Genomic DNA, 23,030 nt, shown 5'->3' on the forward strand with positions numbered 1-23,030 from the left:
ACGTGCCTGGGGTTTCGTGCGTGGCCCGTACCCACAACTAGACTCGCTCTCCTCATGATCACCGCCACCCAGCTGGAAGTCCGAGCGGGCGCGCGACTGCTCATGGAGGACGTCAGCTTCCGCGTCGCCGCCGGCGACAAGATCGGTCTGGTCGGGCGCAACGGCGCCGGCAAGACGACGCTGACCAAGATCCTCGCCGGCGAGGGCCAGCCCGCGAGCGGGACGGTGACCACCACCACCGAGGTCGGCTACCTCCCGCAGGACCCCCGCACGGGCGACCCGGAGGTGCTGGCCCGCGACCGCATCCTGTCCGCACGCGGGCTCGATGCCGTCGTACGCCGTCTGCGCGACGCCGAGGCCGCGATGGGCAGCGACGACCCGGCCGTCCGCGACAAGGCGATGCGTCGCTACGAGCGGGCCGACGCCGAGCTGCACGCCGGGGGCGGGTACGCGGCCGAGTCCGAGGCCGCGGTCATCGCGCACAGCCTGGGCATCGAGGACCGCATCCTCGCCCAGCCGCTGAAGACGCTGTCGGGTGGCCAGCGGCGCCGGGTCGAGCTGGCGCGCATCCTCTTCTCCGGTGCCGAGATCCTCATCCTCGACGAGCCGACCAACCACCTCGACGCCGACTCGATCGTGTGGCTGCGCGACTTCCTCAAGGCGCACCGCGGCGGGTTCATCGTGATCAGCCACGACAACGGGCTGCTGGAGGAGACCGTCAACAAGGTCCTCCACCTCGACGCCAACCGCGGCGTCATCGACGTCTACAACATGGGCTGGAAGGACTACCTCGTCCAGCGCGAGACCGACGAGCGGCGCCGCAAGCGCGAGCGCGCGAACGCCGAGTCCAAGGCCAAGACGCTGACCGACCAGGCCAACCGGATGCGCGCGAAGGCGAGCAAGGCGTCGGCCGCCCAGTCGATGCTCAAGCGTGCCGAGAAGCTGGTGGCCGGGCTCGAGGGGGAGCGGCAGGCGGACAAGGTCGCGCGGATCGCCTTCCCCAAGCCGGCCGCCTGCGGCAAGACGCCGCTCACCGCGGCCGGGCTGTCGAAGTCCTACGGCTCGCTGGAGGTCTTCACCGACGTCGACCTCGCGATCGACAAGGGTTCCCGCGTCGTCATCCTCGGCCTCAACGGCGCCGGCAAGACCACGATGCTGCGCATCCTGGCCGGCGTCGACCGGGCGGACACCGGCGAGGTCGTGCCGGGCCACGGGCTGAAGGTGGGCTACTACGCCCAGGAGCACGAGACCCTCGACACCGACCGGACCGTGCTGGAGAACATGCAGTCCGCCGCGCCGCAGCTCACCGACACCGAGGCGCGCTCGGTGCTGGGCTCGTTCCTCTTCTCCGGCGAGGACGCCCACAAGCCGGCCAAGGTGCTCTCCGGCGGCGAGAAGACCAGGCTCGCGCTGGCCTCGCTCGTCGTCTCGAGCGCGAACGTGCTGCTGCTCGACGAGCCCACCAACAACCTCGACCCGGCCTCGCGCGAGGAGGTGCTCGCGGCGATCCGCTCCTACGAGGGCGCGATCGTGCTGGTCACCCACGACGAGGGTGCCGTCCGCGCGCTCGAGCCCGACCGGGTGCTGCTGCTCCCCGACGGCGACGAGGACCTGTGGAACGAGGGGTACGCCGACCTGGTCTCGCTGGCCTGATCTCGCTCGCGGACTCCCGTCCTCAGCCGAGGAACGGGTCGTGCTTGCGCACGTCGAAGATCTGGCCGGTGCTCCCTGAGATGAGCACGTCCACGGAGCGTCGGGCCACCTCCCCGGACTCGAGCAGGGACCCGGCCGGCTCCGCGCCGAAGGCCTGCGTGCGCATGGGCGTACCGGTGCGCTCGGGGTTGATCGCGTTGACGCGGACGCGGTGCGGCGACCACTCGTCGGCCAGGGCCTGGGTGAGGTTGACCACCGCCGCCTTCGCCGAGGAGTAGAGGCTGTAGCCGGCCCGGCCGCGGGTGTAGGAGCTCGAGGTGAAGAGCAGCAACGAGCCCTGCGTGCGCTGGAGCAGCGGGAAGAACTGCTGCGCGATGAAGATGGGGCCGAAGTAGTTGATCTCGATCGAGGAGTGGATCGTCTCCTCGCTGGCGTCGACGAGCTCGCCGCGGGGGAGGACACCGGCGGTGTTGACGACGAAGTCCACCCGGCCGTCGATCCGGTCGACCGCCGCCGCGGCCTCCGCGACGTCGCGCCGGTCCTCGACCCGGGTGCCGGTCGCGGATCGGCTGAAGGAGTGGACCGAGGCGCCGTGCTTGGCGGCGAACGCCGCGATGTCCGCGCCGATCCCGTAGCTCCCGCCGAAGACGACGACGACCTTGCCGTCGAGGGCCTCGCGGTAGTCGTCCTCGCCCTGCTGCTGCGGCAGCTCGCTGTTGGCGAGCTGGAACAGCTTGTCGGCGATGTGCAGGTCGATGGGGTCGGTGATCTTCATGTTGCGGTCCTCGCCCCGCACCACGCCGATCTCGACGCCCGGCAGGTAGCGCAGGACCACTCCGCAGTCGTCGGTCGCGGCGAACCCGTCGTCCTCGGCGGCCAGGGCGTAGGCCCGGCGGATGGTCCCGATGTGGAAGCCCTGGGGGGTCTGGCCCCGTCGGAGCCGGGCGCGGTCGGGGATGCTCTCGATGATGTCGTCCTCGACCCGGATGATCGTGTCCGCGGAGGGGATCGCGACGTCGACCGCCTCGTAGGTGCGCAGGGCGGCGATGCAGTCGTCGATGATCCGGGTGGAGAGGAACGGACGGACCGCGTCGTGCACGAGGACGTCGCAGTCGTCGTGCGGCACGGCGGCGAGCGCCCGCTCGGTGGTGGCGTTCCGGGTCTCGGCACCCTCGAGGACGTGGGCGACCTTCGTGAAGCCCTCCTCACGCACGATCGCCCGCGCGGCGTCCAGGTGGCCCACCGCCATCATCAGCACCACCTCGTCGATGCCGGGGTGGTTCTCGAACACCGCGAGGGTGTGCGCGAGGACGCTGCGGCCCGCGATCTTGAGCAGCTGCTTGGGGGTCTCCAGGCCCACCCTCGAGCCGGTGCCGCCGGCGAGGACGATGGCGACACGGCGACGGTCGGACCCGGCGGGAGCGTTCACGCGCCGGATCATGGCAGATGCGCAGGTCGGGCAGGGGGTCATCCGGATGGCGGTGTCGATGGCGGTGTCGGTGGCCGGACCTAGGCTCACCGGCATGACGACCCCCACCCCGGAGACCCCCACCCCGGAGATCCTGGCCGCCGCAGGCCTGCAGCTCGACCTGACCGGCCCGGTCGCGACGATCACCCTCGACCGGCCCGACGTGCGGAACGCGCAGACCCCGGCGATGTGGCGCGCGCTGGCCGACCTCGGGGCCGGGCTGCCCGGCGACGTACGCGTCGTGGTGGTGCGGGGCAACGGCCCGGCGTTCTCCGCCGGCCTCGACCGTCGGCTGCTCGACCCGTCCTCGATCGGTGGGGAGGAGGAGTCGGTCGCGGGGCTGGTCACGTTGTCCGACGAGGAGCTCTCGGCGACGATCGACGCCTACCAGCGCGGGTTCACCTTCCTGCGCGACCCGCGGTTCGTCTCGATCGCGGCGGTGCACGGGTACGCCATCGGCGCGGGCTTCCAGCTGGCGCTCTCGTGCGACCTGCGGGTGCTGTCGACCGACGCCCAGCTGTCGATGAAGGAGGCCGCGCTCGGGCTGGTACCGGACCTGACGGGAACAAAGCCGTTGGTCGACAGCGTTGGGTACGCCAGGGCACTCGAGATCTGCGCGACCGCGCGGATGGTCGGTGCCGACGAGGCCGTGCGGATCGGCCTGGCGCTGGCCGCCGTGCCGACCGAGCAGCTGGACTCGACGGTCGCCGACCTGGTCCAGGCCCTGGTCGCACCCCTCCCGGGTGCGGTCACCGAGATCAAGACGCTCCTCCAGGGAGCGGACGAGCGGGACCTCGAGACGCAGCGGCGGCTCGAGCGCGAGGCACAGGTGCGCCGGTTCCGCGAGATGGCGTCCCTCGTGGGAGGCCGGTGAAGGAGCTTCCATGTCGGGGATGTACGGCGCGGGCGCCGCGTGGCGCCACCTGAGGTCCGACCGGAGCGTGGTCGACAACCGGATCAGCCGGGAGACGCTCGGCCGGGTGCTGGGCTTCGCCCGACCGCACCGCGGGATCATCACCGCCTTCCTGGTGCTGACCGTGATCGACGCGGCGATGGTCGTCGTCACCCCGCTGCTGGTGCAGCGCGTCGTCGACGACGGCATCCTCGCGGGCGACGGTCGCCTGGTCACCATCATCGCGCTCTCGATGGCGGGCGTGGCGGTGCTCAACGCGGTGCTCGCCGTGCTCGGCGGCTGGTTGTCGTCCCGCATCGGTGAGGGCCTCATCTACGACCTGCGCACCCAGGTGTTCGGGCACGTGCAGCGCCAGTCGCTGGCGTTCTTCACCCGCACGCAGACCGGCGCCCTGGTCTCGCGGCTCAACAACGACGTCATCGGCGCCCAGCGGGCGTTCACCTCGACCCTGTCCAGCACGGTGTCGAACTCGATCGCCGTGGTCGTCGTCGGCATCGCGATGTTCGCGCTGAGCTGGCGGGTCACCCTGCTGTGCCTGGCGATGTTCCCGATCCTCTTCGGCGTCTCCCGCTTCGTCAGCGCGCGCCTCGCGGGCCTGACCCGGCGGCAGATGGACGGCAACGCCGACCTCGGCAACGTGATGACCGAGCGCTTCAACGTCGGCGGCGCGATGCTGCTCAAGCTCTTCGGCCGCCGCGGCGAGGAGGACGCGCTGTTCGCCTCGAAGGCCGCGAACGTCCGCGACCTCGGTGTCCGCATCTCCCTGATCACCCGGATCTTCGGCGCCTCGATGATGCTCGTGCCCGCGCTGGCGACCGCCCTGGTGTACGGCGTCGGTGGACACCTGGTCATCGACGGCACGCTCACCGTCGGCACGCTTCTGGCGCTCGCCACCCTGCTCCTGCGGCTGCTCGGCCCGCTGCAGGGGCTCTCGAACGTCCGCATCGACGTCATGACCGCGCTGGTCAGCTTCGAGCGCGTCTTCGAGGTCCTCGACCTGCCGTCGTTGGTCCGCGAGAAGCCCGGCGCGGTGGCGCTCCCGCCGACCGCGTCCAAGCTGGAGTTCGACCACGTCTCGTTCACCTACCCGCGGGCCGACGACGTGTCGCTGGCCTCGCTGGAGACCGTGGCGCGACCCGAGGCGCGCGACACCGCCGAGGTCCTCCACGACCTCACCTTCGCCGCCGACGCCGGCCAGATGATCGCGCTGGTGGGCCCGTCGGGCGCCGGCAAGACGACCGTCACCCACCTGGTCGCCCGGCTCTACGACGTCGACCACGGCGCGGTGCGGGTCGGCGGCCACGACGTGCGCGACGTGACGCTGCAGTCGCTGGAGGACGCCGTCGGGTACGTCACCCAGGACGCCCACATGTTCCACGACACGATCCGCGCCAACCTCGCCTACGCCCGGCCCGGGGCCACCGAGGAGCAGATGTGGGAGGCGCTCGAGGCCGCCCAGGTGGCCGGCCTGGTGCGCGCGCTGCCCGACGGTCTCGCCACCGTCGTCGGTGACCGCGGGTACCGGCTGTCCGGCGGCGAGCGCCAGCGGCTGGCGATCGCCCGGCTGCTGCTCAAGGCGCCGTCGATCGTCGTGCTCGACGAGGCCACGGCGCACCTCGACTCCGGGTCCGAGGCGGCCGTGCAGCGGGCGCTCGACGCCGCACTCGCCGGCCGCACGTCGCTGGTGATCGCCCACCGCCTCTCGACGGTCCGCGACGCGGACCTCATCCTCGTCCTCGAGGACGGGCGGATCGTCCAGTCCGGCACGCACGCTCAGCTCCTGGCCCAGGGCGGGCTCTACGCCGAGCTGCACCGGACCCAGTTCTTCGAGGACGTCCCGGCGTAGGGGAGGCTGGCAGGGTGGACCTCTCGCTCACCGACCGGGTGTACGTCGTCACGGGCGGCGCCCGCGGGCTCGGCCGGGCCACGGCGGACGTCCTCGTGGCCGAGGGGGCACGGGTCGTGCTGTCCGGCCGCTCCGCGGACGCACTGGCCGCCGCCCGCGCGGACCTGGGACCGGCCCGCGTCGCGACGGTCGTCGCCGACAACGCGGATCCGGCCACGCCCGACCGGCTGCTCGAGGCCGCGACCGGCTCGTTCGGCCGGGTCGACGGCGCGCTGGTCAGCGTCGGCGGGCCGCCGAAGGGGCCGGTGCTCGAGGCGACCGACGAGCAGTGGTCGGCCGCCTTCGACGTGGTCTTCCTCGGCGCGGTGCGGATCTGCCGCACGGTCGCCGCCGCACTGCCCGAGGGCGGCTCCCTCGCGCTGGTGCTGTCCTCCAGCGTCCGGTCGCCCCTGGCCGACATGGCGATCTCCAACGGGCTCCGCCCCGGCCTGGCCATGGTCGCGAAGACGCTGGCCGACGAGGTCGGTCCACGCGGCGTACGCGTCAACGGGCTGCTGCCCGGACGCCTGGCCACCGACCGGGTGGCCGCGCTCGACGCCCTGGCTGACGACCCTGACGCGGAACGGGCAGCGGCGGAGGCCGCGATCCCTCTGCGCCGCTACGGGCGGCCGGAGGAGTTCGGCCGGGCGGCGGCGTTCCTGCTGTCGCCCGCGGCGTCGTTCGTCTCCGGCGTCATGCTGCCGGTCGACGGCGGGGCGCTGCGCGCGCTCTGAGGTTCCCGCGGGGGCCGGGGCGGACGCTTGCCGGTCCGCGGGTCGGCCTTCGGCCGCGGCGGTCGCTTGCCGCGCGGGCCGCGCTGGCCGGGGGCGCCCCGCTTGAGCTCGTCGTAGGCCAGGTAGAGGAACCCGAAGATGGCCAGCAGGCCGAAGAACCACCACTGCAGGCCGTAGAAGAAGTGCGGCCCGTTGTCCTGCTCGGGCAGGGCGCGCGGCGTCAGCGCCTCCGCGGGCTCGGGGTCCTCCGAGCGCAGGTCGACGAAGCCGCCGTACGTCGGCCGGCCGATCGCCTCGCCGATCTCGGTGCTCGAGACCGCCCGGGTGCTGCCGTCGACCACCTTCGTGCTGTCGCCGGTGCCGTCGGCGCGGACGTAGCCGGTGATCGTGACCTCGCCCGACGGCGGCGCGGGCACGCCCGAGGCGTCGCCGCCGCGGTTCTCGGTGGCCAGCCAGCCGCGGTCGACCACGAGCGCCGTGCCGTCGGCGGTGACCAGCGGGACCACCACCTCGATGCCCGACTGGCCGTCGCGGGTGCGGTAGCGGACGATGACGGTGTCCTCGACGGCGTACTCGCCCGTGGCCGTGACGACCCGCCACTCCTGGTCGTCGGGGACGTCGCCGCCGGGGGAGAGGACGTCCGCGACCGGCGCCGGCTCGAGGTTCTCGTTGCGCTCGACGACCCGGTTCGTCTCCTGGCGGTCGTCGAGACGGTCGAACTGCCAGTTCCCGAGCCACCAGGTCGCCCAGGCGACGACGACGATGGCCACGGCGAAGAGGGCCCACCGACGACTCAGCAGGAACCGGAACCGACGCACCCCTCGAGGCTATCCGGGTGGTGCCGCGAGACCACGGCCGGTGCGCGTGATCCTCGACTCCCGGGGTTCGCCACCTAGACTGCAGGAGTGACGACGAGACCCCTGGAGGACCGGTACGGCCGGGTGGCCACGGACCTGCGCGTCTCGCTGACCGACCGGTGCAACCTGCGGTGCAACTACTGCATGCCGGCGGAGGGCCTTGACTGGTTGCCCGACGACTCGGTGCTCACCGACGACGAGGTCGTCCGGCTGATCGGCATCGGCGTGGAGCACCTCGGGATCCGCGAGGTGCGGTTCACCGGCGGCGAGCCGCTGGTACGTCGTGGCCTGGTCGGCATCGTCGAGCGCACCCGTGCTCTCGGCCCGGACCTCGAGCTGTCGATCACCACCAACGCCCTCGGCCTGGCGCGGACCGCCGACAAGCTCGCCGGGGCCGGGCTCGACCGCGTCAACGTCAGCCTCGACACCGTCCGCGCGGACACCTTCCACACGATCACCCGTCGCGACCGCTTCCACGACGTGGTCGCCGGGCTCGAGGCGGCCCAGGCCGCCGGGCTCGGGCCGGTGAAGGTCAACGCCGTGCTGCTGCGCGGCACCAACGACGACCAGGCCGGCGAGCTGCTCGCCTGGTGCCTCGAGCGCGGTTACGAGCTGCGGTTCATCGAGCAGATGCCGCTGGACGCGCAGCACGGCTGGTCGCGGACCGGCATGGTCACCGCCGAGGAGATCTTCGAGCGGCTGGCGCGCGACTTCGTGCTGACCCCGGCCGTCGAGCCGCGGGGGAGCGCCCCGGCGGAGCTGTTCCTCGTCGACGGCGGCCCCGGGACGGTCGGTGTCATCGCGTCGGTGACGCGGCCGTTCTGCGGCGACTGCGACCGCGTGCGGCTCACCGCCGACGGGCAGGTGCGCAACTGCCTGTTCGCCCGCGAGGAGTCCGACCTGCGGGCTGCCCTGCGCGCCGGCGCCCCCGACTCCGAGATCGCGGACCGCTGGGTCGTCGCGATGCGCGGCAAGCGCGCCGGTCACGGCATCGACGACCCGACGTTCCTGCAGCCCGACCGTCCGATGTCGGCCATCGGCGGCTGACCCCCGGCTGCTGTTCCCGGCTGTTCCTGCCGGACTACTCGGGGGGCGTGCTGCCGTCGTGCGGCACGACGTCCTTGAGGAAGCCGCGCGCGCCGAGGAAGTCCGACAACGACCCGCGGTGGTCGTCGCAGGCCAGCCACACCTTGCGACGCTCGGGGGTGTGCAGCTTCGGGTTGTTCCACTGCAGCTGCCACGCGGCCGGGGCCTGGCAGCCCTTGGCCGAGCAGGTGTCGGGGTCCATCACGCGCCGATCATCGCGCGGGACGGCCGACCTCGGGCTCCTGGGGTGCGGTGCCGAGCTGCGGGGCGGCGTACGACCCGTCCTGCAGCGCGAACCCCTCCTTGCGCGTGGCCTGCACGTTCGCCAGCACCACGGCGACGTAGGGCAGCACGATCGCGCCGGCGATGAGGAACGGCCAGACCCACTGCCAGCCGGCGAGGGCGGTCAGGACGGCGCCGACGAAGCAGATCGAGCGGATGCTCATCGACAGCAGGTACCGCTTCTGCCGAGCGGCGATGTCGACGTTGCGGCTGGCGGCCGCCGTGGTGATGCGCACCGCGTCGTCGCGGTCCCTGCGCTGGTCGCGGGCCATGTCCTCCAGCGTACGTCGCTAGAGTGCGGTTCCCACGCGTCGAACGGAAGGCTTCCTATGACGAACCGCACGTACCGGGTCACCGAGATCGTCGGCACCTCGCCCGAGGGCATCGACGAGGCCATCCGCAACGGCGTCGAGCGCGCCGCGCGCACGCTGCGGCACCTCGACTGGTTCGAGGTCACCCAGGTCCGCGGCCAGGTCAAGGACGGGACCGTCGAGCACTTCCAGGTCGGCCTCAAGGTCGGCTTCCGCCTGGAGGACGACTGAGCTCGAGCCGGGCGCGGACCGCGCCATTCGGCGTACCTGGCGGTAATCACTAGCGTCCTTGGACGTGACTGAGACAGACCCCGGGGAGGGGCTCCCGACCGGCCGTTCGGTGCTGGTCACCGGCGGCAATCGAGGCATCGGCCGCGCGATCGCCGAGGCGTTCCTCGCCCAGGGCGATCGCGTCGCCGTGACCACCCGGAGCGGCGGTGCGCCCGAGGGCGCACTGGACGTCCGCTGCGACGTGACGGACCAGGCGGCCGTCGACGCGGCGTTCGCCGAGGTCGAGGCGGCGCACGGCCCGGTCGAGGTGCTGGTCGCCAACGCCGGCATCACCCAGGACACCCTGCTGCTGCGGATGAGCGAGGACGACTGGTCCTCGGTCATCGACACCAACCTCACCGGCTCCTACCGGCTCGCCAAGCGCGCGGCGAAGGGGATGCTGCGGCTGCGGCGCGGCCGGATCATCCTCATCTCCTCCGTCGTCGGGCTGCTCGGGTCCGCGGGCCAGGCCAACTACGCCGCCTCGAAGGCGGGGCTGGTCGGCATGGCCCGGTCGCTGGCGCGCGAGCTCGGCTCCCGGTCGATCACCACCAACGTGGTCGCGCCCGGCTTCGTGGAGACCGACATGACCGGCGTGCTCACCGACGAGCAGCGCGACACGATCAAGGCGCAGGTGCCGCTCGGGCGCTACGCCGTGCCGGCCGAGGTCGCCTCCGCGGTGACCTGGCTGGCCTCCGACGACGCGGGGTACGTCACCGGGGCCGTGATCCCCGTCGACGGCGGCCTCGGGATGGGGCACTGACATGACCGACTCCACTGCAGCCACCGGCATCCTCGCCGGCAAGCGCATCCTCGTGGCGGGGGTGACGATGGACTCCTCCATCGGCTTCGCCACCGCGAAGGTCGCCCAGGAGCAGGGCGCGACCGTGCTCATCTCCAACTTCGGGCGGGCGCTGGGCATCACCCGGCGCATCGCCAAGCGACTGCCGAGCGAGCCGCCGGTGCTCGAGCTCGACGTCACCGACCCGGAGCACCTCGAGCGGCTGCCCGACCTGGTCCGCGAGCACCTCGGTCCCGACGCCGGGCTGGACGGGGTCGTGCACTCGATCGCGTACGGCAACCCCGAGACCCTGCTGGGCGGTCGCTTCCTGGACGGCCCCTGGGAGGACGTCGCGCAGGCGGTCCAGGTGTCGGCGTACTCGCTGAAGTCGCTGGCGCTGGCCTGCAAGCCGCTGATGGGGCGCGGCGGGTCGGTCGTGGGGCTGACCTTCGACGCGACGGTCGCGTGGCCGGCGTACGACTGGATGGGCGTGGCGAAGGCCGGCCTCGAGTCGACCTCGCGCTACCTGGCGCGCGACCTCGGCGCCGATGGCATCCGCTGCAACCTCGTCTCCGCGGGGCCGCTGCGGACGCTCGCCGCCAAGGCGATCCCCGGCTTCAGCGACCTCGAGGACATGTGGGGCACCCGCGCGCCGCTCGGCTGGGACAACACCGACCAGGAGCCGACCGCGCGGGCGGTGTGCGCGCTGCTCTCGGACTTCTTCCCCGCCACGACGGGTGAGATCGTCCACGTCGACGGCGGCTTCCACGCCATGGGCGCCTGACCCGCCCGCGGACCTGACAGACTCGCCCATCGTGAGCGCAGACGAGGGCACCCGGACGCTGGTGATCGTCCGGCACGCGGAGGCCTTGGCGGACGGACCGAGCGACGCCGAGCGCCGCCTCTCCGAACGGGGGCACGCCGACGCCTCCGCCGTCGGCGCCTGGCTCGCCGCGCAGGGGGTCACGCCCGACCACGCCCTGGTCTCCGCCGCCGTCCGCACCCTCCAGACCTGGGAGGACCTCGCCGACGTCGCCGGCTGGGACATCGAGCCGGACGTCGACGAGAGCCTGTACGCCGCCGGCCCCGAGACCGCCCTCGACCTCCTGCGCATCGTCCCCGACGACGTCCGCACCCTCGTCGTGGTCGGTCACAACCCCACCGTGGCCTCCCTCGCCCACCTCCTCGACGACGGTGAGGGCGACCTCGACGCCGGCAACCGCCTCGCCCTCGGCTACCCGCCCTCCGCCACCACCGTCCTCTCCTACGACGGCGACTGGGAGCACCTCGCCGACGCCTCTGCCTCCGTCGTCGCGTTCTTCGTCGGCGGGCGCTAGGGAAGGCAGGGAAGCTCCAGCATCCCAAGTGAACTTGGGGTGCTGGAGGTTCTCTGCCATCGCAATGGCCGGGAAGTGCGCACAGGAGCCCCCAAGTGATCGGTTGATCCACAGGCGACGAGCAGTCTCGGTAGCAGCGCCGAGCCGCGGGCAGATGCCGCCGCATGCAGCGACCCATCGACCTCCGTGAGCCGGAGGACCCCCGCAACGGACCAGTCATCTTCCGGCAGCACCTGCTGGCGGAGGGCTACACCGACCAGGCCATCGCCCGGATGAACCGCACCGGCGTCCTGCACCGGCTGCGCGGTGGTGCGTACGTCTCCGCGGAGACCTGGAAGGCCTTGGACGACGTCGGCCGCTACGGCCTGCGCTGCCGCGCGGTCCTCGGCCAGGCCAAGGCGCCGGTCGTGCTCTCCCACGTGTCAGCGCTCCCGGAGTACGACGCACCGACCTGGGGCTTCGACCTCGACGATGTGCACGTCACTCGGACGGACGGCATCCGCGGCCGGCGGGCCCCAGGCGTCCAGCACCACGTCGGCACGCTGCGCCCGGCCGACGTCCTGCGCGTCAACGGCGTACCGGCGGTGACACCCGCCCGGGCGGCGCTGGACACCGTCACCCTCGGGTGCTCGGAAGCGAGCCTGGTGGTGATGAACGATGTGGTGCACCGTGGCCTGGCGACTCCCGAGGAGCTGCGCGACAGTACGTCGAGATGCACACGTGGCCCGGGATGAGCGCGGCCGAAGTGCTCCTGCGGCTAGTCGATCCGCGCATCGCGTCGGTGGGGGAGACCCGGACGTTCTGGGCGCTCTACCAGCAGCGCCTGCCGCGGCCGGTGAGCCAGTTCGAGGTCAAGGACTCGACGGGGCGGATCGTCGCGTGGCTGGACTTCGCCTGGCCGGAGCTCGGGGTGTGGCTGGAGTTCGACGGCCGGGAGAAGTACGAGAAGCACCGCCGGCCCGGCGAGAGCGTCGCCGACGCCGTCGTACGCGAGAAGAACCGTGAGGACCTGGTCCGACGCATCACCGGGTGGCGCTGCATCCGCATCACCTGGGCAGACCTCCGCGACCCGGTCCGACTGGCCGCGATCATCCGTGCTGTCCTGTTCCCTTCGGCTGCCTGACCCTCAGGCGGAGGTGGAGGGTCGATCGCCACTACACGGTCATCGTCACCGCTCTGCGGCTGTTGCGATAGCCGAGAAGCGTCAAGATCCCAAGTTCACTTGGGATGCTGACAACACCCTTCACACCGGCGGGGCGGGGGTGACGATGCCGGCGGCGGCGTCGGCGGCCTCGATCTCCTCGCGGGAGATGCCGAGGAGGTAGAGGATGGCGTCGAGGTAGGGGACGTTGACGGAGGTGTCGGCGGCGTCGCGGACGAGGGGCTTGGCGTTGTAGGCGATGCCGAGGCCGGCGGCGTTGAGCATGTCGAGGTCGTTGGCACCGTCGCCGATGGCGATGACGGCGTCGAGGGGGACGCCGATGTCGGCGGCGAACTCGCGCAGGGCGCGGGCCTTGCCGGCCCGGTCGACGACCTCGCCGACGACGCGGCCGGTCAGGTGGCCGTCGACGACCTCGAGCTCGTTGGCGCGGGCGTAGTGGATGCCGAGGTCGGCGGCGAGGCGGTCGGTGACCTGGGAGAAGCCGCCGGAGACGATCGCGAACCGGTAGCCGAGCCGCTTGAGCGTGCGGACCATGGTGCGGGCGCCAGGGGCGAGCTGGAGGTTGTCGTAGACCGAGTCCAGCGCGGAGGCCGGCACGCCCTCGAGCAGCGCGACGCGGGCGCGCAGCGACTCCTCGAAGTCGACCTCGCCGCGCATCGCGCGTTCGGTGACGGCGGCGACCTCGGCCTCACAGCCGGCGTGGGCGGCGAGCATCTCGATCACCTCGCCCTGGACGAGCGTGGAGTCGACGTCCATGACGATGAGCCGCATGCCGCGGCGCAGCAGGTTCGCGGGCTGCACGGCGATGTCGATCCCGCGCTCGGAGGCCTCGGTGGCCAGCGCGGTGCGCAGCGCCTCGGGCGAGGCGCCGGAGACGTGCAGCTCGATCGCGGTGACGGGGTAGCGCGCCATCCGCTCGATCCGGTCGATGTTGGCGCCGCACTCGGCGATCCGGCCGGCGACGCCGGCCATGTCGGTGGCGCGCAGGGGGGTGCCGAGCACGGTGACGTGCGCACGCCCGCCGGCGCGGGCGCGGTTGTCGCCGGTGCCGCGCTCCACCTCGACGCTCATGCCGAGCTCGGTGGCGGTCGAGGTGACGGCGTCGCGCAGCTGCTCCCAGTCGCGGGGGACGGTCACGAGCACGCCGAGGATGAGCCGTCGGCGCAGCACGATCTGCTCGAGGTCGACGACCTCGACACCGGTGCGGGCGAGCGTGGCGAAGATCGCCGAGGTGACGCCCGGGCGGTCCTTGCCGGTGAGCGTGATGAGCAGGGTCTCCGGGGTCTCCATCGCGGGCGAGGCTATCGCCCGCGGTCCGCGGCTCAGGCGGGCGGCCAGACCTCGGGCGAGCAGGCCGCCACGAGCGCGCGCCGGCCGGCCCGCGCGAGCGGCACGAGGGCGTCGCGCCGCGCGGTCATCTCGTACGCCGTGACGGCGCCGCCGTCGTCGGCGAGTGCCAGGTCGGCGATCCCGAGCGCCTGGAGCCCGCGGGCGGCGAGGTCGACGCAGCGGGCCGGCACGCCGGGCGGAGCGGCCAGCGCGGGCCGGTGCCGCAGGTTCATCAGCTGGTCGGCGACCTCGGGGTTCCACCGAGCGACGTCGAGCTCCGCCAGGCGCCCGGCCGACTCGAGCAGCGCCGCGCGCAGCCCGCGGTCGGCCTCGCCGACGTCGGGCAGCTGCCGCCGGGCGGCGGGGTGGAGCACCCAGGCGACGGCGGCGCCGGTCCGCTGCGGCACCAGCCCCAGGTCGGCACCGGCCACGACGACGGCCGAGCCCGCCTCGAGCGAGGCGGCGTTGAACGGCGCCGGCCCGCCGAGGCCGACCGGGTCGCCCTCGGCCGGGAACGCCGCGCCGAAGGACGTCGCGCCCTCCGCGCGCAGCCGCGCCAGCCCGCCGACGAGCGTGTCGGTGCCCTGGAACGGGTCGGCGACCGTGTGTGTCGCGTCGCCGCCGATGACCGCGTCGACCAGCAGGTCGGTCACCACGGCGCCCCGCAGCCAGGCGGTGCCCCACCAGGCCAGCCGGGCGGCGGCAGGGAGCGTCTCGAGGTGGTCGTCGGGCACGGCCGGAGACTGTACGACGGGGCGCCGCGGGAGCGGCAGCGCACTCGCTAGGGTGAGGGCCATGGCCGCAGTCCTCGAGTTCGCCGACGTGACCGTCCGCCGGGGCCAGGCCACCCTGCTCGACCAGGTCTCCTGGACCGTCGAGGAGGACGAGCGCTGGGTGATCCTCGGCCCCAACGGCGCCGGCAAGACCACGCTCCTGCAGGTCGCCGCCGCCCAGCTGCACCCGACCTCGGGCGTCGCCGGGATCCTCGAGGAGGTCCTCGGCACGGTCGACGTCTTCGAGCTCCGCCCGCGCATCGGCCTGACCAGCGCGGCGCTCGCCGACCGCCTCCCGCGGCACGAGAAGGTCCACGACGTCGTCGTGTCCGCGTCGTACGGCGTGGTCGGGCGCTGGCGGGAGGACTACGACGACCTGGACCACGAGCGGGCGCGTGACCTGCTCGCCGAGGTGCGGGCTGGCCACCTGGTGGACCGCACCTTCGGCACCCTCAGCGAGGGCGAGCGCAAGCGCGTGCAGATCGCCCGCGCGCTGATGACCGACCCCGAGCTGCTGCTGCTCGACGAGCCGGCGGCCGGCCTCGACCTCGGCGGCCGCGAGGACCTCGTCTCCACCCTGAGCGTGCTGGCGATGGACCCCGACTCGCCCGCCACGGTGCTGGTCTCCCACCACGTCGAGGAGATCCCGCCGGGCTTCAGCCACGCGCTGCTGCTGCGCGAGGGCGCGGTCGTGGCGGGTGGGCTGCTGGACCACGTGCTGACCGAGGAGAACCTCGCCGCGACGTTCGGCATGCCGTTGGTGCTGACCCAGGAGGACGGCCGCTGGGCCGCCCGGCGGCGCACCCGGGCCCGCTAAGACCACTACCGATAGGGTCGGGGACATGGACTGGCTCGGAGACAACGCCTGGGCGGTGTGGCTCGGCCTCGGGTTCACCCTGGGGGTCGCCGAGCTGTTCAGCCTCGACCTGATCCTGCTCATGCTGGCCGTCGGCGCGCTCGCCGGCATGGTCGCCGGGCTGCTCTCGGCGCCGCTGGTGCTGCAGATCCTCGTCGCCGCGGCGACGTCGGTCGCGATGCTCGCGCTGGTGCGCCCCTCGGTGGTCAAGCGGCTGCACAGCGGGCCGGACCTCGAGATGAGCCACCACAAGCTCGTCGGCCAGCAGGGCGTCGCGGCCAAGCCGATCAGCACGCTCGAGCCCGGCATCGTCCGGGTCTCCGGCGAGGACTGGACGGCCCGCCCGTACGACGAGCACCTCACCATCGCGGAGGGCGAGGCCGTCGAGGTCCTCCAGATCCGCGGCGCCACCGCCTACGTCCACCCCGTCCCTCGCCTCGAGAGCTGAGGAGCTCCCATGCCCGTCGTCCTCGTCCTGCTGGCGCTGCTGCTGGTCTTCGTGATCACCGTGCTCGCCAAGACGGTGCGGATCGTGCCCCAGGCGCGCGCCGGCATCGTCGAGCGGTTCGGCAAGTACAAGCAGACGCTGCCCGCCGGCCTCAACATCGTCGTGCCGTTCATCGACAAGGTGCGCTACCTGATCGACCTGCGCGAGCAGGTCGTCAGCTTCCCGCCGTCCTCGGTGATCACCGAGGACAACCTGACCGTCGAGATCGACACGGTCATCTACTTCCAGGTCATCGACCCGGTGGCGGCGACGTACGAGATCGCCAACTACATCCAGGCCGTCGAGCAGATCACCATGACCACGCTGCGCAACATCGTCGGTGGCATGGACCTCGAGCAGACGCTGACCAGCCGCGAGACCATCAACTCGGGCCTGCGCGGCGTGCTCGACGAGGCCACCGGCAAGTGGGGCATCCGCGTCGGCCGGGTCGAGATCAAGAGCATCGACCCGCCGCCGTCCATCAAGGACACGATGGAGAAGCAGATGCGCGCCGACCGCGACAAGCGGGCCGCCATCCTCACCGCCGAGGGCCAGCGCCAGTCGGCCATCCTGACCGCGGAGGGCCAGAAGCAGTCCGCGATCCTCCAGGCCGAGGGCCAGCGCGAGTCGCAGATCCTGAGCGCGCAGGCCGACCGCGAGGCCGCGATCCTGCGGGCCCAGGGTGAGGGCCAGGCGATCCAGACGGTCTTCCAGGCCATCCACGACGGCCAGCCCGACCAGTCCCTGCTGGCCTACCAGTACCTCCAGATGATGCCGAAGATCGCCGAGGGCGACGCCAACAAGGTGTGGATCATCCCGAGCGAGTTCAACGAGGCGCTCAAGGGCCTCGGTTCGACGATGAACCAGCTCCAGGGCATCCCGCAGGAGTCCGACGGCCCGAAGACCCGCGTCGACATGGGGCCGGCCGAGCCGCAGCTCCCGCGCGGCGCCAACCGTGACGATGGCGAGCTCAGCGAGGCCAACGAGGCCGTGCAGGCCGCGATCCGGGAGGCCGCGACGGCCGCCCAGCCGCGGTCGGGATCCGGCTCGGCCCCGGCCGCCGTGCCGGGCACGCAGGTGGAGGGGACCGACCCGTCCGTCGACCCCGTCGACGTACCCCCGGAGCAGCCGGAGCCCCCGGCAGCGCCCCCGGTCTCCTAGGTGCTGCTGGAGTCGGCGGCGATCCTGCTGGCGGGGGTCGCCGCCGGCACCATCAACACCGTCGTCGGTTCGGGCACGCTCATCACGTTTCCGACCCTGCTCGCCTTCGGCGTGCCGCCGGTCACCGCCAACGTCTCGAACAACATCGGCCTGGTGCCGGGCTCGATCTCCGGCGCGATCGGCTACCGCCGCGAGCTCGTGGGCCAGCGCACCCGCGTGCTGCGGCTGGCCAGCGGATCGCTGCTGGGCGGCCTCCTCGGCGCGGTGCTGCTGCTCGTGCTGCCCGCGGGCGCCTTCGAACGGATCGTGCCGGTGCTCATCGGCCTCGGTGTCGTCCTGGTGGTCGTGCAGCCGCGGGTCTCCCGCACCGTCGCCCGCCGGCGCGAGGCGCGCCCCGTCGAGGGCACGCGCCCCGACCCGTGGTGGATCTGGCCGACGACGGCGCTGACGGGCGTGTACGGCGGCTACTTCGGCGCCGCCCAGGGCGTGCTGCTGATGGGCGTGCTCGGCATCGGCGTGGAGGAGTCGCTGCAGCGGCTCAACGCGGTCAAGAACATCCTCGCCGCGACGGTCAACGGCGTCGCCGGCTTGCTCTTCGTGGTCGTCGCCGACGTCGACTGGCGGATCGTCGCGCTCATCGCCGTCGGCGCGGTGATCGGAGGTCAGATCGGTGCGACCGTCGGTCGCCGACTGCCTCCGGCCGTCCTGCGCGCGGTCATCGTCGTGGTCGGGCTGGTCGCGCTGGTGTCGTTCGCGCTCTGAGGACGAGCACCAGCGCGACCGCAGGGGCAGCGTCAGTCGGTGAGGGTCTTCCCGGTGCGCAGACCGAGGAAGCCGGCGACGACCGCGCCCGAGGCCACGGCGGTCATGCCCTGGCCGGCCTTCACGGGCGCCGAGCCGTCCTTCACGGCCAGGTAGCCGGTGGCCGCGTCGGCCGCGTCCACGAGGATGCCGAGCAGCACCAGCGTGCGCCGGGCCTTGCCGGTGGCGAGCAGCGTGGCCGCGCCGAGGGCGATCTCCCGGGTGCCGAACAGGCGGGTCACGTAGGGCACCTGCGGGTTGCTCCGCGGGTCCAGCATCATCTGCTGCGCGGCCATGGACGGGTTGGCGAGCGAGGCGACGCCGATGGCGATACGGCCCAGGGAGAGTCCGGTCACGGGGTTCATGCCGCCGGACACTAGCGGGACGGCGGGCCGCCGCGAGGAGGGGTCCGGTCAGCCGACCCAGGCGTCGTGCCACCGCCCGATCGCGTCGTACGCCGCGGCGCGCGGCGCCGGCAGGGACAGCACGACGTCGTGCCGGGCGTCGGGCACCGCGACGTAGGTGACGTGCGGCCCGACGGCGGTGGCCCACCGGCGGATCTGGGGCACCTCGAGCACGATGTCGTGCCGGTGCACGTCGTCGCCCATCGCGCTCGGCTGCGCACTGGCGCCGGACGAGAGCACGAGCACCGGGCAGGGCACGGCGAGGCCGGCGTGCAGCCGCGCGTGCCCGCGGCGGACCGCGCGCAGCCAGCCGGCGTGCACGGTGAACGACTCCAGCGGCTTCCACGCCAGGTCGAAGTCCCACTCGCCCTCGTGGTCGCGGTGCAGGCTGCGGGCGTAGAACCCGCTGACCGAGCGCGGCAGCACCCGCTTCGGCGTGCGGCGGCCGACCTGCTCGACGACGACCGTGCCGAGGGTGCGGAGCAGGACGCTGCCCTGCATGTCGAACCAGGGGGAGTTGAGCACCATCCCGGCCAGCTCGTCGGGCCTGCGCGCGTCGGCCCACAGCGAGGTGGTCAGCCCGCCGGTGGAGTGCCCGGTCAGCACCACGTGGTCGTGGCCGTCGCGGCCGGTGACGAGCGCCCAGGCGGCGTCGAGCTCGGCGGCGTACTCCGAGAGGTCGGCGACGTAGTTGGGGGTCTGGTGCGGCCGGATCGAGCGGCCGTACTTGCGCAGGTCGAGGGCGTAGAAGTCGTAGCCGCGCTCGGTCCACCACTCGGCGTACCCGGTCTGGAAGAAGTAGTCGGCGAAGCCGTGCACGTGCAGGACCGCCCGCCGCGTCGGCATCGCCGCCCGCCGCTGGACCAGCGTCGCGACGACCGGCCCCTCGTCGTCGTCGGGGAGGACGATCTCCTCGGCCAGGTACGGCTGGCCGAGGACGTCGGGGCCGAGGACGTCGGGGGTCGTGCTCATGCCCGGATTCTGCCGGTACGCCGTCCGCGGATCGCGAGGGCCTCCTGCGGTCGGTTGGTGGTCACCAGCCAGGCGCGGCCGGGCCGCAGCCAGTGGCGCAACGAGCCAGGGGTGTCGATCGTCCACACCAGCAGCGGCATCCGGCGGCGGCGGGCGAAGCCGGCCAGGCCGGCGCGGGCGAGCCAGTGGTGCGCGACGACGAGGTTGGCGCGCGACTGGCGGTAGCGCAGGTGCGGCCACACCTCGGACGCGCGAACGCGCAGCTGGCGCCAGACGGGGAAGCCGGTGACCTTGCGGCCCAGCGAGAGACCGACGAGCAGGTCGGGGAGGCCGTTCGCCTCGGCCCAGTCGCGGACCTCGCGCACCGACTCGTCGTCGAGCGTGGTGACGATGAGGTTGTCGCCGCCCAGCCGCTCCACGGCCCGGGCGGTCGCCTCGGCGCAGCTGCCGACGAACTTCAGGTCCAGGTGGGCGCGACGGCGACCGGCGAGGGCGTCCAGCACCTCGTCGTACGTCATCAGGTCCGGCACCGCCGCCCGCAGGTCGTCGACGGTCAGCGACCTGAGCGCGACCTCCTCGCCGGCGACCTCGACGACCGAGTCGTGGAAGACGACGAGCGTGCCGTCGCCGCACCGTTCGACGTCGAACTCCACGAAGTCGACGTCCAGCGACAGCGCCCGGTCGACGGCCGCCCGGGTGAGGCAGCGGTGGGCGCTGAGCTGGACCGGGTCGCTGACCGAGGCACGAGGCACGAGGACATCCTGGCGTGCCGCGCCAGGGGCGGCGTGGCACGGTGGCCGCATGGAGCTCTCCGAGGTGATGCGCACGACGGCGGCGGTGCGGGAGTTCACCGACGACCCGCTGCCAGACGAGGTGCTGCACCGCATCCTCGACGACGCCCGGTTCGCGCCGAGCGGCGGCAACCGCCAGGGCACCCGGGTGGTGGTGGTCCGCGACGGGACGACCCGGGAGCGGCTGGCCGAGCTCAACGAGCCGGCGGTGCGGCGGTACGTCGCGCAGTCCAAGGCGGGGGAGAGCCCGTGGAACCCGGTGCACCCCCCCGGTCCCACGCCCGAGGAGATCGCGGCGACCCGGGTGCCGGCGTCGTTCACCGAGCCGGTGCTGCGCGCGCCGGTCGTGCTGGTCTTCGTCGTCGACCTCGCGGTGGTCGCCGCGATGGACCAGGACCTCAGCCGGGTCGGCATCGTCGGCGGCGCGTCGGTCTACCCGCTCGTGTGGAACGTCCTGCTCGCCGCCCGGGCCGCGGGCTACGGCGGCACGATCACCACCATGGCCACCGCGATGGAGCCGGAGGTCAAGGTCCTGCTGGGCGTGCCGGAGACGTACGCCGTCGCCGCGGTCGTCCCGCTCGGCCGGCCGGTCAAGCAGCTGACCCGCCTGAAGCGGCTGCCCGTCGAGGAGCTGGCCGTCCGTGAGCGGTTCGACGGGGAGCCGTTCGGCCGCTAGGACCGTCGCCCGGTGCCGAGCCCGCGGGTCAGGAAGACGCTGTGCGGGTCGAGTGCGTAGTCGCCGAACGGCGGGCACTCCTCGAAGCCGCGGGAGCGGTAGAGGGCGCGAGCCGGCGCGAAGTACGGCTCGGTGCCCGTCTCCAGGCTGATCCGCTCGTGCCCGGCCGCTCCGGCCTCGGCCAGGACGCGGTCGAGCAGGCCGGCGCCGATCCCGCGCCGGCGGGCCGCGGTGGCGGTGCGCATCGACTTCAGCTCGACGTGGCCCGCGCCGAGGTCCTGGAGCGCGACGCAGCCGAGTACTGCGCCCTCGCCCGACCGCGCGGTCCAGAACGCCGTGCCGGGAGCGGCCAGCGCCGCCGGGTCCAGCGCGTGCACGCTCTCGGCCGGGCTGGTCGCGTGCATGTCGCGCAGGTGCTCCTCGAGCAGGGCGAGGACCTCGGGCCGCAGGGGCGAGTCCGGCGCCACGGTCCAGCCGGCGAGCACGTCGCTCACCGGGCGGACCGCTCCACGGCGTACGACGCCGCGGCGCGCACGAGCCCGGCGAGCAGGCCGACGTCGGCGGCGGTCTCGGGGTGCCACTGGACCGCGACGCAGAACCGGTCGCCGGGCACCTCCATCGCCTCCAGCGTGCCGTCCTCGGCGCGGGCGGCGGCAACCCAGCCGGGGTGGGTGGCCACCGACTGGTGGTGGTGGCAGCCGACCTCGAGCGTCTCGCCGACCAGGCCGGCGACGAACGTGCCCGGCACGGTGCGGACCGGCACGCGGCCGAAGACGTCGCCACCGGGGGAGTGCTCCTCGTGCCCGACCAGGTCGGGCGTGTGCTGGTCGAGCGACCCTCCCGCGTGGACGGCCATGAGCTGCATCCCGCGGCACACGCCGAGCACCGGCAGGCCGGCCGCCGCGGCCGCGTCGAGCAGCGCGAGCTCCCACGCGTCCCGGTCCGGGCGCCAGCCGGCCGTGCGCGGGTGCGGCTCGGCGTCGTACCGCGCGGGGTCGACGTCCGCGCCGCCTGCGATGACCAGACCGTCGAGGCGGCGCACGACGGCGTCGGCCGCACCCACCTGCGCGACCGCCGGCAGCAGCACCGGCACGCCGCCGGTGGCCTCGACGGCCTCGGCGTACTGCGTCGGCAGCAGGTCGGCGCGCTGGTCCCACACGCCCCAGCGGGCCTGCTCGCGGTAGGTCGACAGCCCGATGACCGGCGCGCTCACCCGACGGCCCTCACAGCGGGGTGACGTAGGCGCCCGAGATGCCGCCGTCGACCAGGAAGGTGTTGGCGGTCATGAACGAGGAGTCGTCGGAGGCCAGGAACAGCACCGCCGACGCCATCTCCTCGGGCTCCCCGAAGCGGCCCATCGGCACGTGCACGAGCCGGCGCGCGGCCCGCTCGGGGTCGCTGGCGAACAGCTCCTGCAGCAGCGGGGTGTTGACCGGTCCAGGGCACAGCGCGTTGACCCGCACGCCCTGGCGCGCGAACTGCACGCCGAGCTCGCGGGTCATCGACAACACGCCGCCCTTGGAGGCGGAGTAGGAGATCTGCGAGGTCGCGGCGCCCATGACGGCCACGAACGACGCGGTGTTGATGATCGAGCCCCTGCCCTGCTCGAGCATGTACGGCAGCGCCGCCTTGCAGCACAGGTAGACGGAGGTCAGGTTGACCTCCTGCACCTTGCGCCAGGCGTCGAGGTCGGTGTCGAGGATCGAGTCGTCCTCCGGCGGGCTGATGCCGGCGTTGTTGAAGGCGATGTCGACCGAGCCGTAGGTGTCCTTCGCGGTCCGGAACAGCGCGTCGACCTGTTCCTTGTCGGTGACGTCGACGTGGACGTACGTCACGAACTCGGTGCCACCGAGCTGCCCGACCAGCTGGTGGCCGCGCTCGTCGTCGATGTCGCCGATGACGACCTTGGCGCCCTCCTCGACGAAGCGCTGGACGGTCGCCAGGCCGATGCCCGAGCAACCGCCGGTGACGACCGCGACCCGGTCCTGGATGCGTCCTGCCACTGTGATGCCTCTCTGGTGGTGCTTCTCGTGGAAACCTG

28 protein-coding genes are annotated in these 23,030 nt (G+C 73.0%); 16 read left to right on the plus strand and 12 right to left on the minus strand.

What is annotated here, in order from left to right:
• The first annotated feature begins 54 nt into the window (after positions 1-54).
• Complete coding sequence (abc-f, locus tag H7344_RS02320) at positions 55-1,653, plus strand: ribosomal protection-like ABC-F family protein (protein ID WP_186344379.1); 1,599 nt, start codon at positions 55-57, stop codon at positions 1,651-1,653.
• Positions 1,654-1,675: 22 nt separating this feature from the next.
• On the opposite strand, the gene H7344_RS02325 is transcribed toward abc-f, so the two are convergent.
• Positions 1,676-3,082 (minus strand): bifunctional cytidylyltransferase/SDR family oxidoreductase, encoded by a 1,407-nt coding sequence (locus tag H7344_RS02325; RefSeq protein WP_229706784.1) that lies wholly within the window; start codon positions 3,080-3,082, stop codon positions 1,676-1,678.
• A 94-nt stretch (positions 3,083-3,176) separates the two neighbouring features.
• On the opposite strand from H7344_RS02325, the gene H7344_RS02330 reads away from it, so the two are divergent.
• Genes H7344_RS02330 through H7344_RS02340 form a run of 3 tightly spaced genes read left to right on the plus strand, consistent with a single transcriptional unit; the run spans position 3,177 to position 6,653 of the window.
• On the plus strand, positions 3,177-3,995 hold the full coding sequence (locus H7344_RS02330; RefSeq protein WP_186344381.1) for an enoyl-CoA hydratase/isomerase family protein: 819 nt from the start codon (positions 3,177-3,179) through the stop codon (positions 3,993-3,995).
• Positions 3,996-4,005: 10 nt separating this feature from the next.
• Positions 4,006-5,880 (plus strand): ABC transporter ATP-binding protein, encoded by a 1,875-nt coding sequence (locus H7344_RS02335; protein WP_186344382.1) that lies wholly within the window; start codon positions 4,006-4,008, stop codon positions 5,878-5,880.
• Between the two features lie 14 nt (positions 5,881-5,894).
• Positions 5,895-6,653, plus strand: coding sequence for an SDR family oxidoreductase (locus tag H7344_RS02340; RefSeq protein WP_186344383.1), 759 nt, complete (start codon positions 5,895-5,897; stop codon positions 6,651-6,653).
• Here H7344_RS02340 and H7344_RS02345 read toward each other — a convergent pair.
• Positions 6,539-7,471, minus strand: a complete 933-nt coding sequence (locus H7344_RS02345) for an SURF1 family cytochrome oxidase biogenesis protein (RefSeq protein ID WP_186344384.1) — start codon at positions 7,469-7,471, stop codon at positions 6,539-6,541. The two genes, H7344_RS02340 and H7344_RS02345, sit on opposite strands and share 115 nt — an antisense overlap.
• A gap of 87 nt (positions 7,472-7,558) precedes the next feature.
• Here H7344_RS02345 and moaA point away from each other — a divergent pair, with 87 nt between their 5' ends.
• Positions 7,559-8,557, plus strand: coding sequence for a GTP 3',8-cyclase MoaA (gene moaA / locus H7344_RS02350; protein WP_186344385.1), 999 nt, complete (start codon positions 7,559-7,561; stop codon positions 8,555-8,557).
• A 34-nt stretch (positions 8,558-8,591) separates the two neighbouring features.
• Here the strand turns inward: moaA and H7344_RS02355 are convergent, their stop codons facing one another.
• Positions 8,592-8,798 carry an acetone carboxylase gene (locus tag H7344_RS02355; protein ID WP_186344629.1) on the minus strand — a complete coding sequence of 69 codons (207 nt, stop codon included), beginning with the start codon at positions 8,796-8,798 and terminating at the stop codon, positions 8,592-8,594.
• Between the two features lie 10 nt (positions 8,799-8,808).
• On the minus strand, positions 8,809-9,150 hold the full coding sequence (locus tag H7344_RS02360; protein WP_186344386.1) for a DUF3099 domain-containing protein: 342 nt from the start codon (positions 9,148-9,150) through the stop codon (positions 8,809-8,811).
• A gap of 57 nt (positions 9,151-9,207) precedes the next feature.
• Here H7344_RS02360 and H7344_RS02365 point away from each other — a divergent pair, with 57 nt between their 5' ends.
• From H7344_RS02365 to H7344_RS02390, 6 genes are all read left to right on the plus strand, one after another.
• Positions 9,208-9,420 carry a dodecin gene (locus tag H7344_RS02365; RefSeq protein ID WP_166188351.1) on the plus strand — a complete coding sequence of 71 codons (213 nt, stop codon included), beginning with the start codon at positions 9,208-9,210 and terminating at the stop codon, positions 9,418-9,420.
• Positions 9,421-9,484: 64 nt separating this feature from the next.
• Complete coding sequence (locus H7344_RS02370) at positions 9,485-10,222, plus strand: beta-ketoacyl-ACP reductase (RefSeq protein WP_229706783.1); 738 nt, start codon at positions 9,485-9,487, stop codon at positions 10,220-10,222.
• A 1-nt stretch (position 10,223) separates the two neighbouring features.
• On the plus strand, positions 10,224-11,024 hold the full coding sequence (fabI, locus tag H7344_RS02375; RefSeq protein WP_186344388.1) for an enoyl-ACP reductase FabI: 801 nt from the start codon (positions 10,224-10,226) through the stop codon (positions 11,022-11,024).
• A gap of 31 nt (positions 11,025-11,055) precedes the next feature.
• Positions 11,056-11,577 carry a SixA phosphatase family protein gene (locus tag H7344_RS02380; RefSeq protein WP_186344389.1) on the plus strand — a complete coding sequence of 174 codons (522 nt, stop codon included), beginning with the start codon at positions 11,056-11,058 and terminating at the stop codon, positions 11,575-11,577.
• Positions 11,578-11,741: 164 nt separating this feature from the next.
• Positions 11,742-12,311, plus strand: a complete 570-nt coding sequence (locus H7344_RS02385) for a hypothetical protein (protein WP_186344390.1) — start codon at positions 11,742-11,744, stop codon at positions 12,309-12,311.
• Complete coding sequence (locus H7344_RS02390) at positions 12,308-12,700, plus strand: hypothetical protein (RefSeq protein ID WP_186344391.1); 393 nt, start codon at positions 12,308-12,310, stop codon at positions 12,698-12,700. Before H7344_RS02385 ends, H7344_RS02390 begins: the two co-directional genes overlap by 4 nt.
• A gap of 120 nt (positions 12,701-12,820) precedes the next feature.
• Here H7344_RS02390 and serB read toward each other — a convergent pair whose 3' ends face one another.
• Both serB and H7344_RS02400 read right to left on the minus strand, forming a co-directional pair.
• Positions 12,821-14,029: a phosphoserine phosphatase SerB gene (gene serB / locus H7344_RS02395; RefSeq protein WP_186344392.1), complete on the minus strand. Its 1,209-nt coding sequence runs from the start codon at positions 14,027-14,029 to the stop codon at positions 12,821-12,823.
• Between the two features lie 32 nt (positions 14,030-14,061).
• Entirely contained in the window at positions 14,062-14,802 is a 741-nt protein-coding gene (locus H7344_RS02400; protein WP_186344393.1) for a hypothetical protein, read from the minus strand.
• A gap of 61 nt (positions 14,803-14,863) precedes the next feature.
• On the opposite strand from H7344_RS02400, the gene H7344_RS02405 reads away from it, so the two are divergent.
• The 4 genes from H7344_RS02405 to H7344_RS02420 are packed head-to-tail and all read left to right on the plus strand — an operon-like array spanning position 14,864 to position 18,107.
• Positions 14,864-15,658 carry an ABC transporter ATP-binding protein gene (locus H7344_RS02405; RefSeq protein WP_186344394.1) on the plus strand — a complete coding sequence of 265 codons (795 nt, stop codon included), beginning with the start codon at positions 14,864-14,866 and terminating at the stop codon, positions 15,656-15,658.
• Positions 15,659-15,683: 25 nt separating this feature from the next.
• Complete coding sequence (locus H7344_RS02410) at positions 15,684-16,145, plus strand: NfeD family protein (protein WP_186344395.1); 462 nt, start codon at positions 15,684-15,686, stop codon at positions 16,143-16,145.
• Between the two features lie 9 nt (positions 16,146-16,154).
• A complete protein-coding gene (locus H7344_RS02415) occupies positions 16,155-17,345 on the plus strand; it encodes an SPFH domain-containing protein (protein WP_186344396.1) in 1,191 nt (396 codons plus the stop codon).
• A complete protein-coding gene (locus H7344_RS02420; RefSeq protein ID WP_186344397.1) occupies positions 17,346-18,107 on the plus strand; it encodes a sulfite exporter TauE/SafE family protein in 762 nt (253 codons plus the stop codon).
• Positions 18,108-18,139: 32 nt separating this feature from the next.
• Here H7344_RS02420 and H7344_RS02425 read toward each other — a convergent pair whose 3' ends face one another.
• The 3 genes from H7344_RS02425 to H7344_RS02435 are packed head-to-tail and all read right to left on the minus strand — an operon-like array spanning position 18,140 to position 20,274.
• A complete protein-coding gene (locus H7344_RS02425) occupies positions 18,140-18,511 on the minus strand; it encodes a DUF4267 domain-containing protein (protein ID WP_186344398.1) in 372 nt (123 codons plus the stop codon).
• A 48-nt stretch (positions 18,512-18,559) separates the two neighbouring features.
• Positions 18,560-19,522, minus strand: coding sequence for an alpha/beta hydrolase (locus H7344_RS02430; RefSeq protein ID WP_186344399.1), 963 nt, complete (start codon positions 19,520-19,522; stop codon positions 18,560-18,562).
• Complete coding sequence (locus H7344_RS02435; protein ID WP_186344400.1) at positions 19,519-20,274, minus strand: glycerophosphodiester phosphodiesterase; 756 nt, start codon at positions 20,272-20,274, stop codon at positions 19,519-19,521. The genes H7344_RS02430 and H7344_RS02435 overlap by 4 nt, the downstream gene beginning before the upstream one ends.
• A 49-nt stretch (positions 20,275-20,323) precedes the next feature.
• Here H7344_RS02435 and H7344_RS02440 point away from each other — a divergent pair, with 49 nt between their 5' ends.
• Positions 20,324-20,989 carry a nitroreductase family protein gene (locus H7344_RS02440; protein WP_186344401.1) on the plus strand — a complete coding sequence of 222 codons (666 nt, stop codon included), beginning with the start codon at positions 20,324-20,326 and terminating at the stop codon, positions 20,987-20,989.
• Here H7344_RS02440 and H7344_RS02445 read toward each other — a convergent pair.
• From H7344_RS02445 to H7344_RS02455, 3 genes are read right to left on the minus strand one after another with little or no spacing between them, the layout of a single operon-like run.
• Positions 20,986-21,483, minus strand: coding sequence for a GNAT family N-acetyltransferase (locus H7344_RS02445; protein ID WP_229706782.1), 498 nt, complete (start codon positions 21,481-21,483; stop codon positions 20,986-20,988). The two genes, H7344_RS02440 and H7344_RS02445, sit on opposite strands and share 4 nt — an antisense overlap.
• Positions 21,480-22,202, minus strand: a complete 723-nt coding sequence (locus tag H7344_RS02450; RefSeq protein ID WP_186344402.1) for a gamma-glutamyl-gamma-aminobutyrate hydrolase family protein — start codon at positions 22,200-22,202, stop codon at positions 21,480-21,482. Before H7344_RS02450 ends, H7344_RS02445 begins: the two co-directional genes overlap by 4 nt.
• A gap of 10 nt (positions 22,203-22,212) precedes the next feature.
• Complete coding sequence (locus tag H7344_RS02455; protein ID WP_186344403.1) at positions 22,213-22,992, minus strand: 3-oxoacyl-ACP reductase; 780 nt, start codon at positions 22,990-22,992, stop codon at positions 22,213-22,215.
• Positions 22,993-23,030 lie beyond the last annotated feature (38 nt).

This window comes from Nocardioides deserti (genome assembly GCF_014266025.1).
Lineage (GTDB): Bacteria > Actinomycetota > Actinomycetes > Propionibacteriales > Nocardioidaceae > Nocardioides > Nocardioides deserti.

Coding starts and splice junctions, on each gene's coding strand:
- abc-f (WP_186344379.1), top strand. CDS start 55: ATGATCACCGCCACCCAGCTGGAAGTCCGAGCGGGCGCGCGACTGCTC.
- H7344_RS02330 (WP_186344381.1), top strand. CDS start 3,177: ATGACGACCCCCACCCCGGAGACCCCCACCCCGGAGATCCTGGCCGCC.
- H7344_RS02335 (WP_186344382.1), top strand. CDS start 4,006: ATGTCGGGGATGTACGGCGCGGGCGCCGCGTGGCGCCACCTGAGGTCC.
- H7344_RS02355 (WP_186344629.1), bottom strand. CDS start 8,798: ATGGACCCCGACACCTGCTCGGCCAAGGGCTGCCAGGCCCCGGCCGCG.
- H7344_RS02360 (WP_186344386.1), bottom strand. CDS start 9,150: ATGGCCCGCGACCAGCGCAGGGACCGCGACGACGCGGTGCGCATCACC.
- H7344_RS02365 (WP_166188351.1), top strand. CDS start 9,208: ATGACGAACCGCACGTACCGGGTCACCGAGATCGTCGGCACCTCGCCC.
- fabI (WP_186344388.1), top strand. CDS start 10,224: ATGACCGACTCCACTGCAGCCACCGGCATCCTCGCCGGCAAGCGCATC.
- H7344_RS02385 (WP_186344390.1), top strand. CDS start 11,742: ATGCAGCGACCCATCGACCTCCGTGAGCCGGAGGACCCCCGCAACGGA.
- H7344_RS02390 (WP_186344391.1), top strand. CDS start 12,308: ATGAGCGCGGCCGAAGTGCTCCTGCGGCTAGTCGATCCGCGCATCGCG.
- serB (WP_186344392.1), bottom strand. CDS start 14,029: ATGGAGACCCCGGAGACCCTGCTCATCACGCTCACCGGCAAGGACCGC.
- H7344_RS02405 (WP_186344394.1), top strand. CDS start 14,864: ATGGCCGCAGTCCTCGAGTTCGCCGACGTGACCGTCCGCCGGGGCCAG.
- H7344_RS02410 (WP_186344395.1), top strand. CDS start 15,684: ATGGACTGGCTCGGAGACAACGCCTGGGCGGTGTGGCTCGGCCTCGGG.
- H7344_RS02415 (WP_186344396.1), top strand. CDS start 16,155: ATGCCCGTCGTCCTCGTCCTGCTGGCGCTGCTGCTGGTCTTCGTGATC.
- H7344_RS02425 (WP_186344398.1), bottom strand. CDS start 18,511: ATGAACCCCGTGACCGGACTCTCCCTGGGCCGTATCGCCATCGGCGTC.
- H7344_RS02430 (WP_186344399.1), bottom strand. CDS start 19,522: ATGAGCACGACCCCCGACGTCCTCGGCCCCGACGTCCTCGGCCAGCCG.
- H7344_RS02440 (WP_186344401.1), top strand. CDS start 20,324: ATGGAGCTCTCCGAGGTGATGCGCACGACGGCGGCGGTGCGGGAGTTC.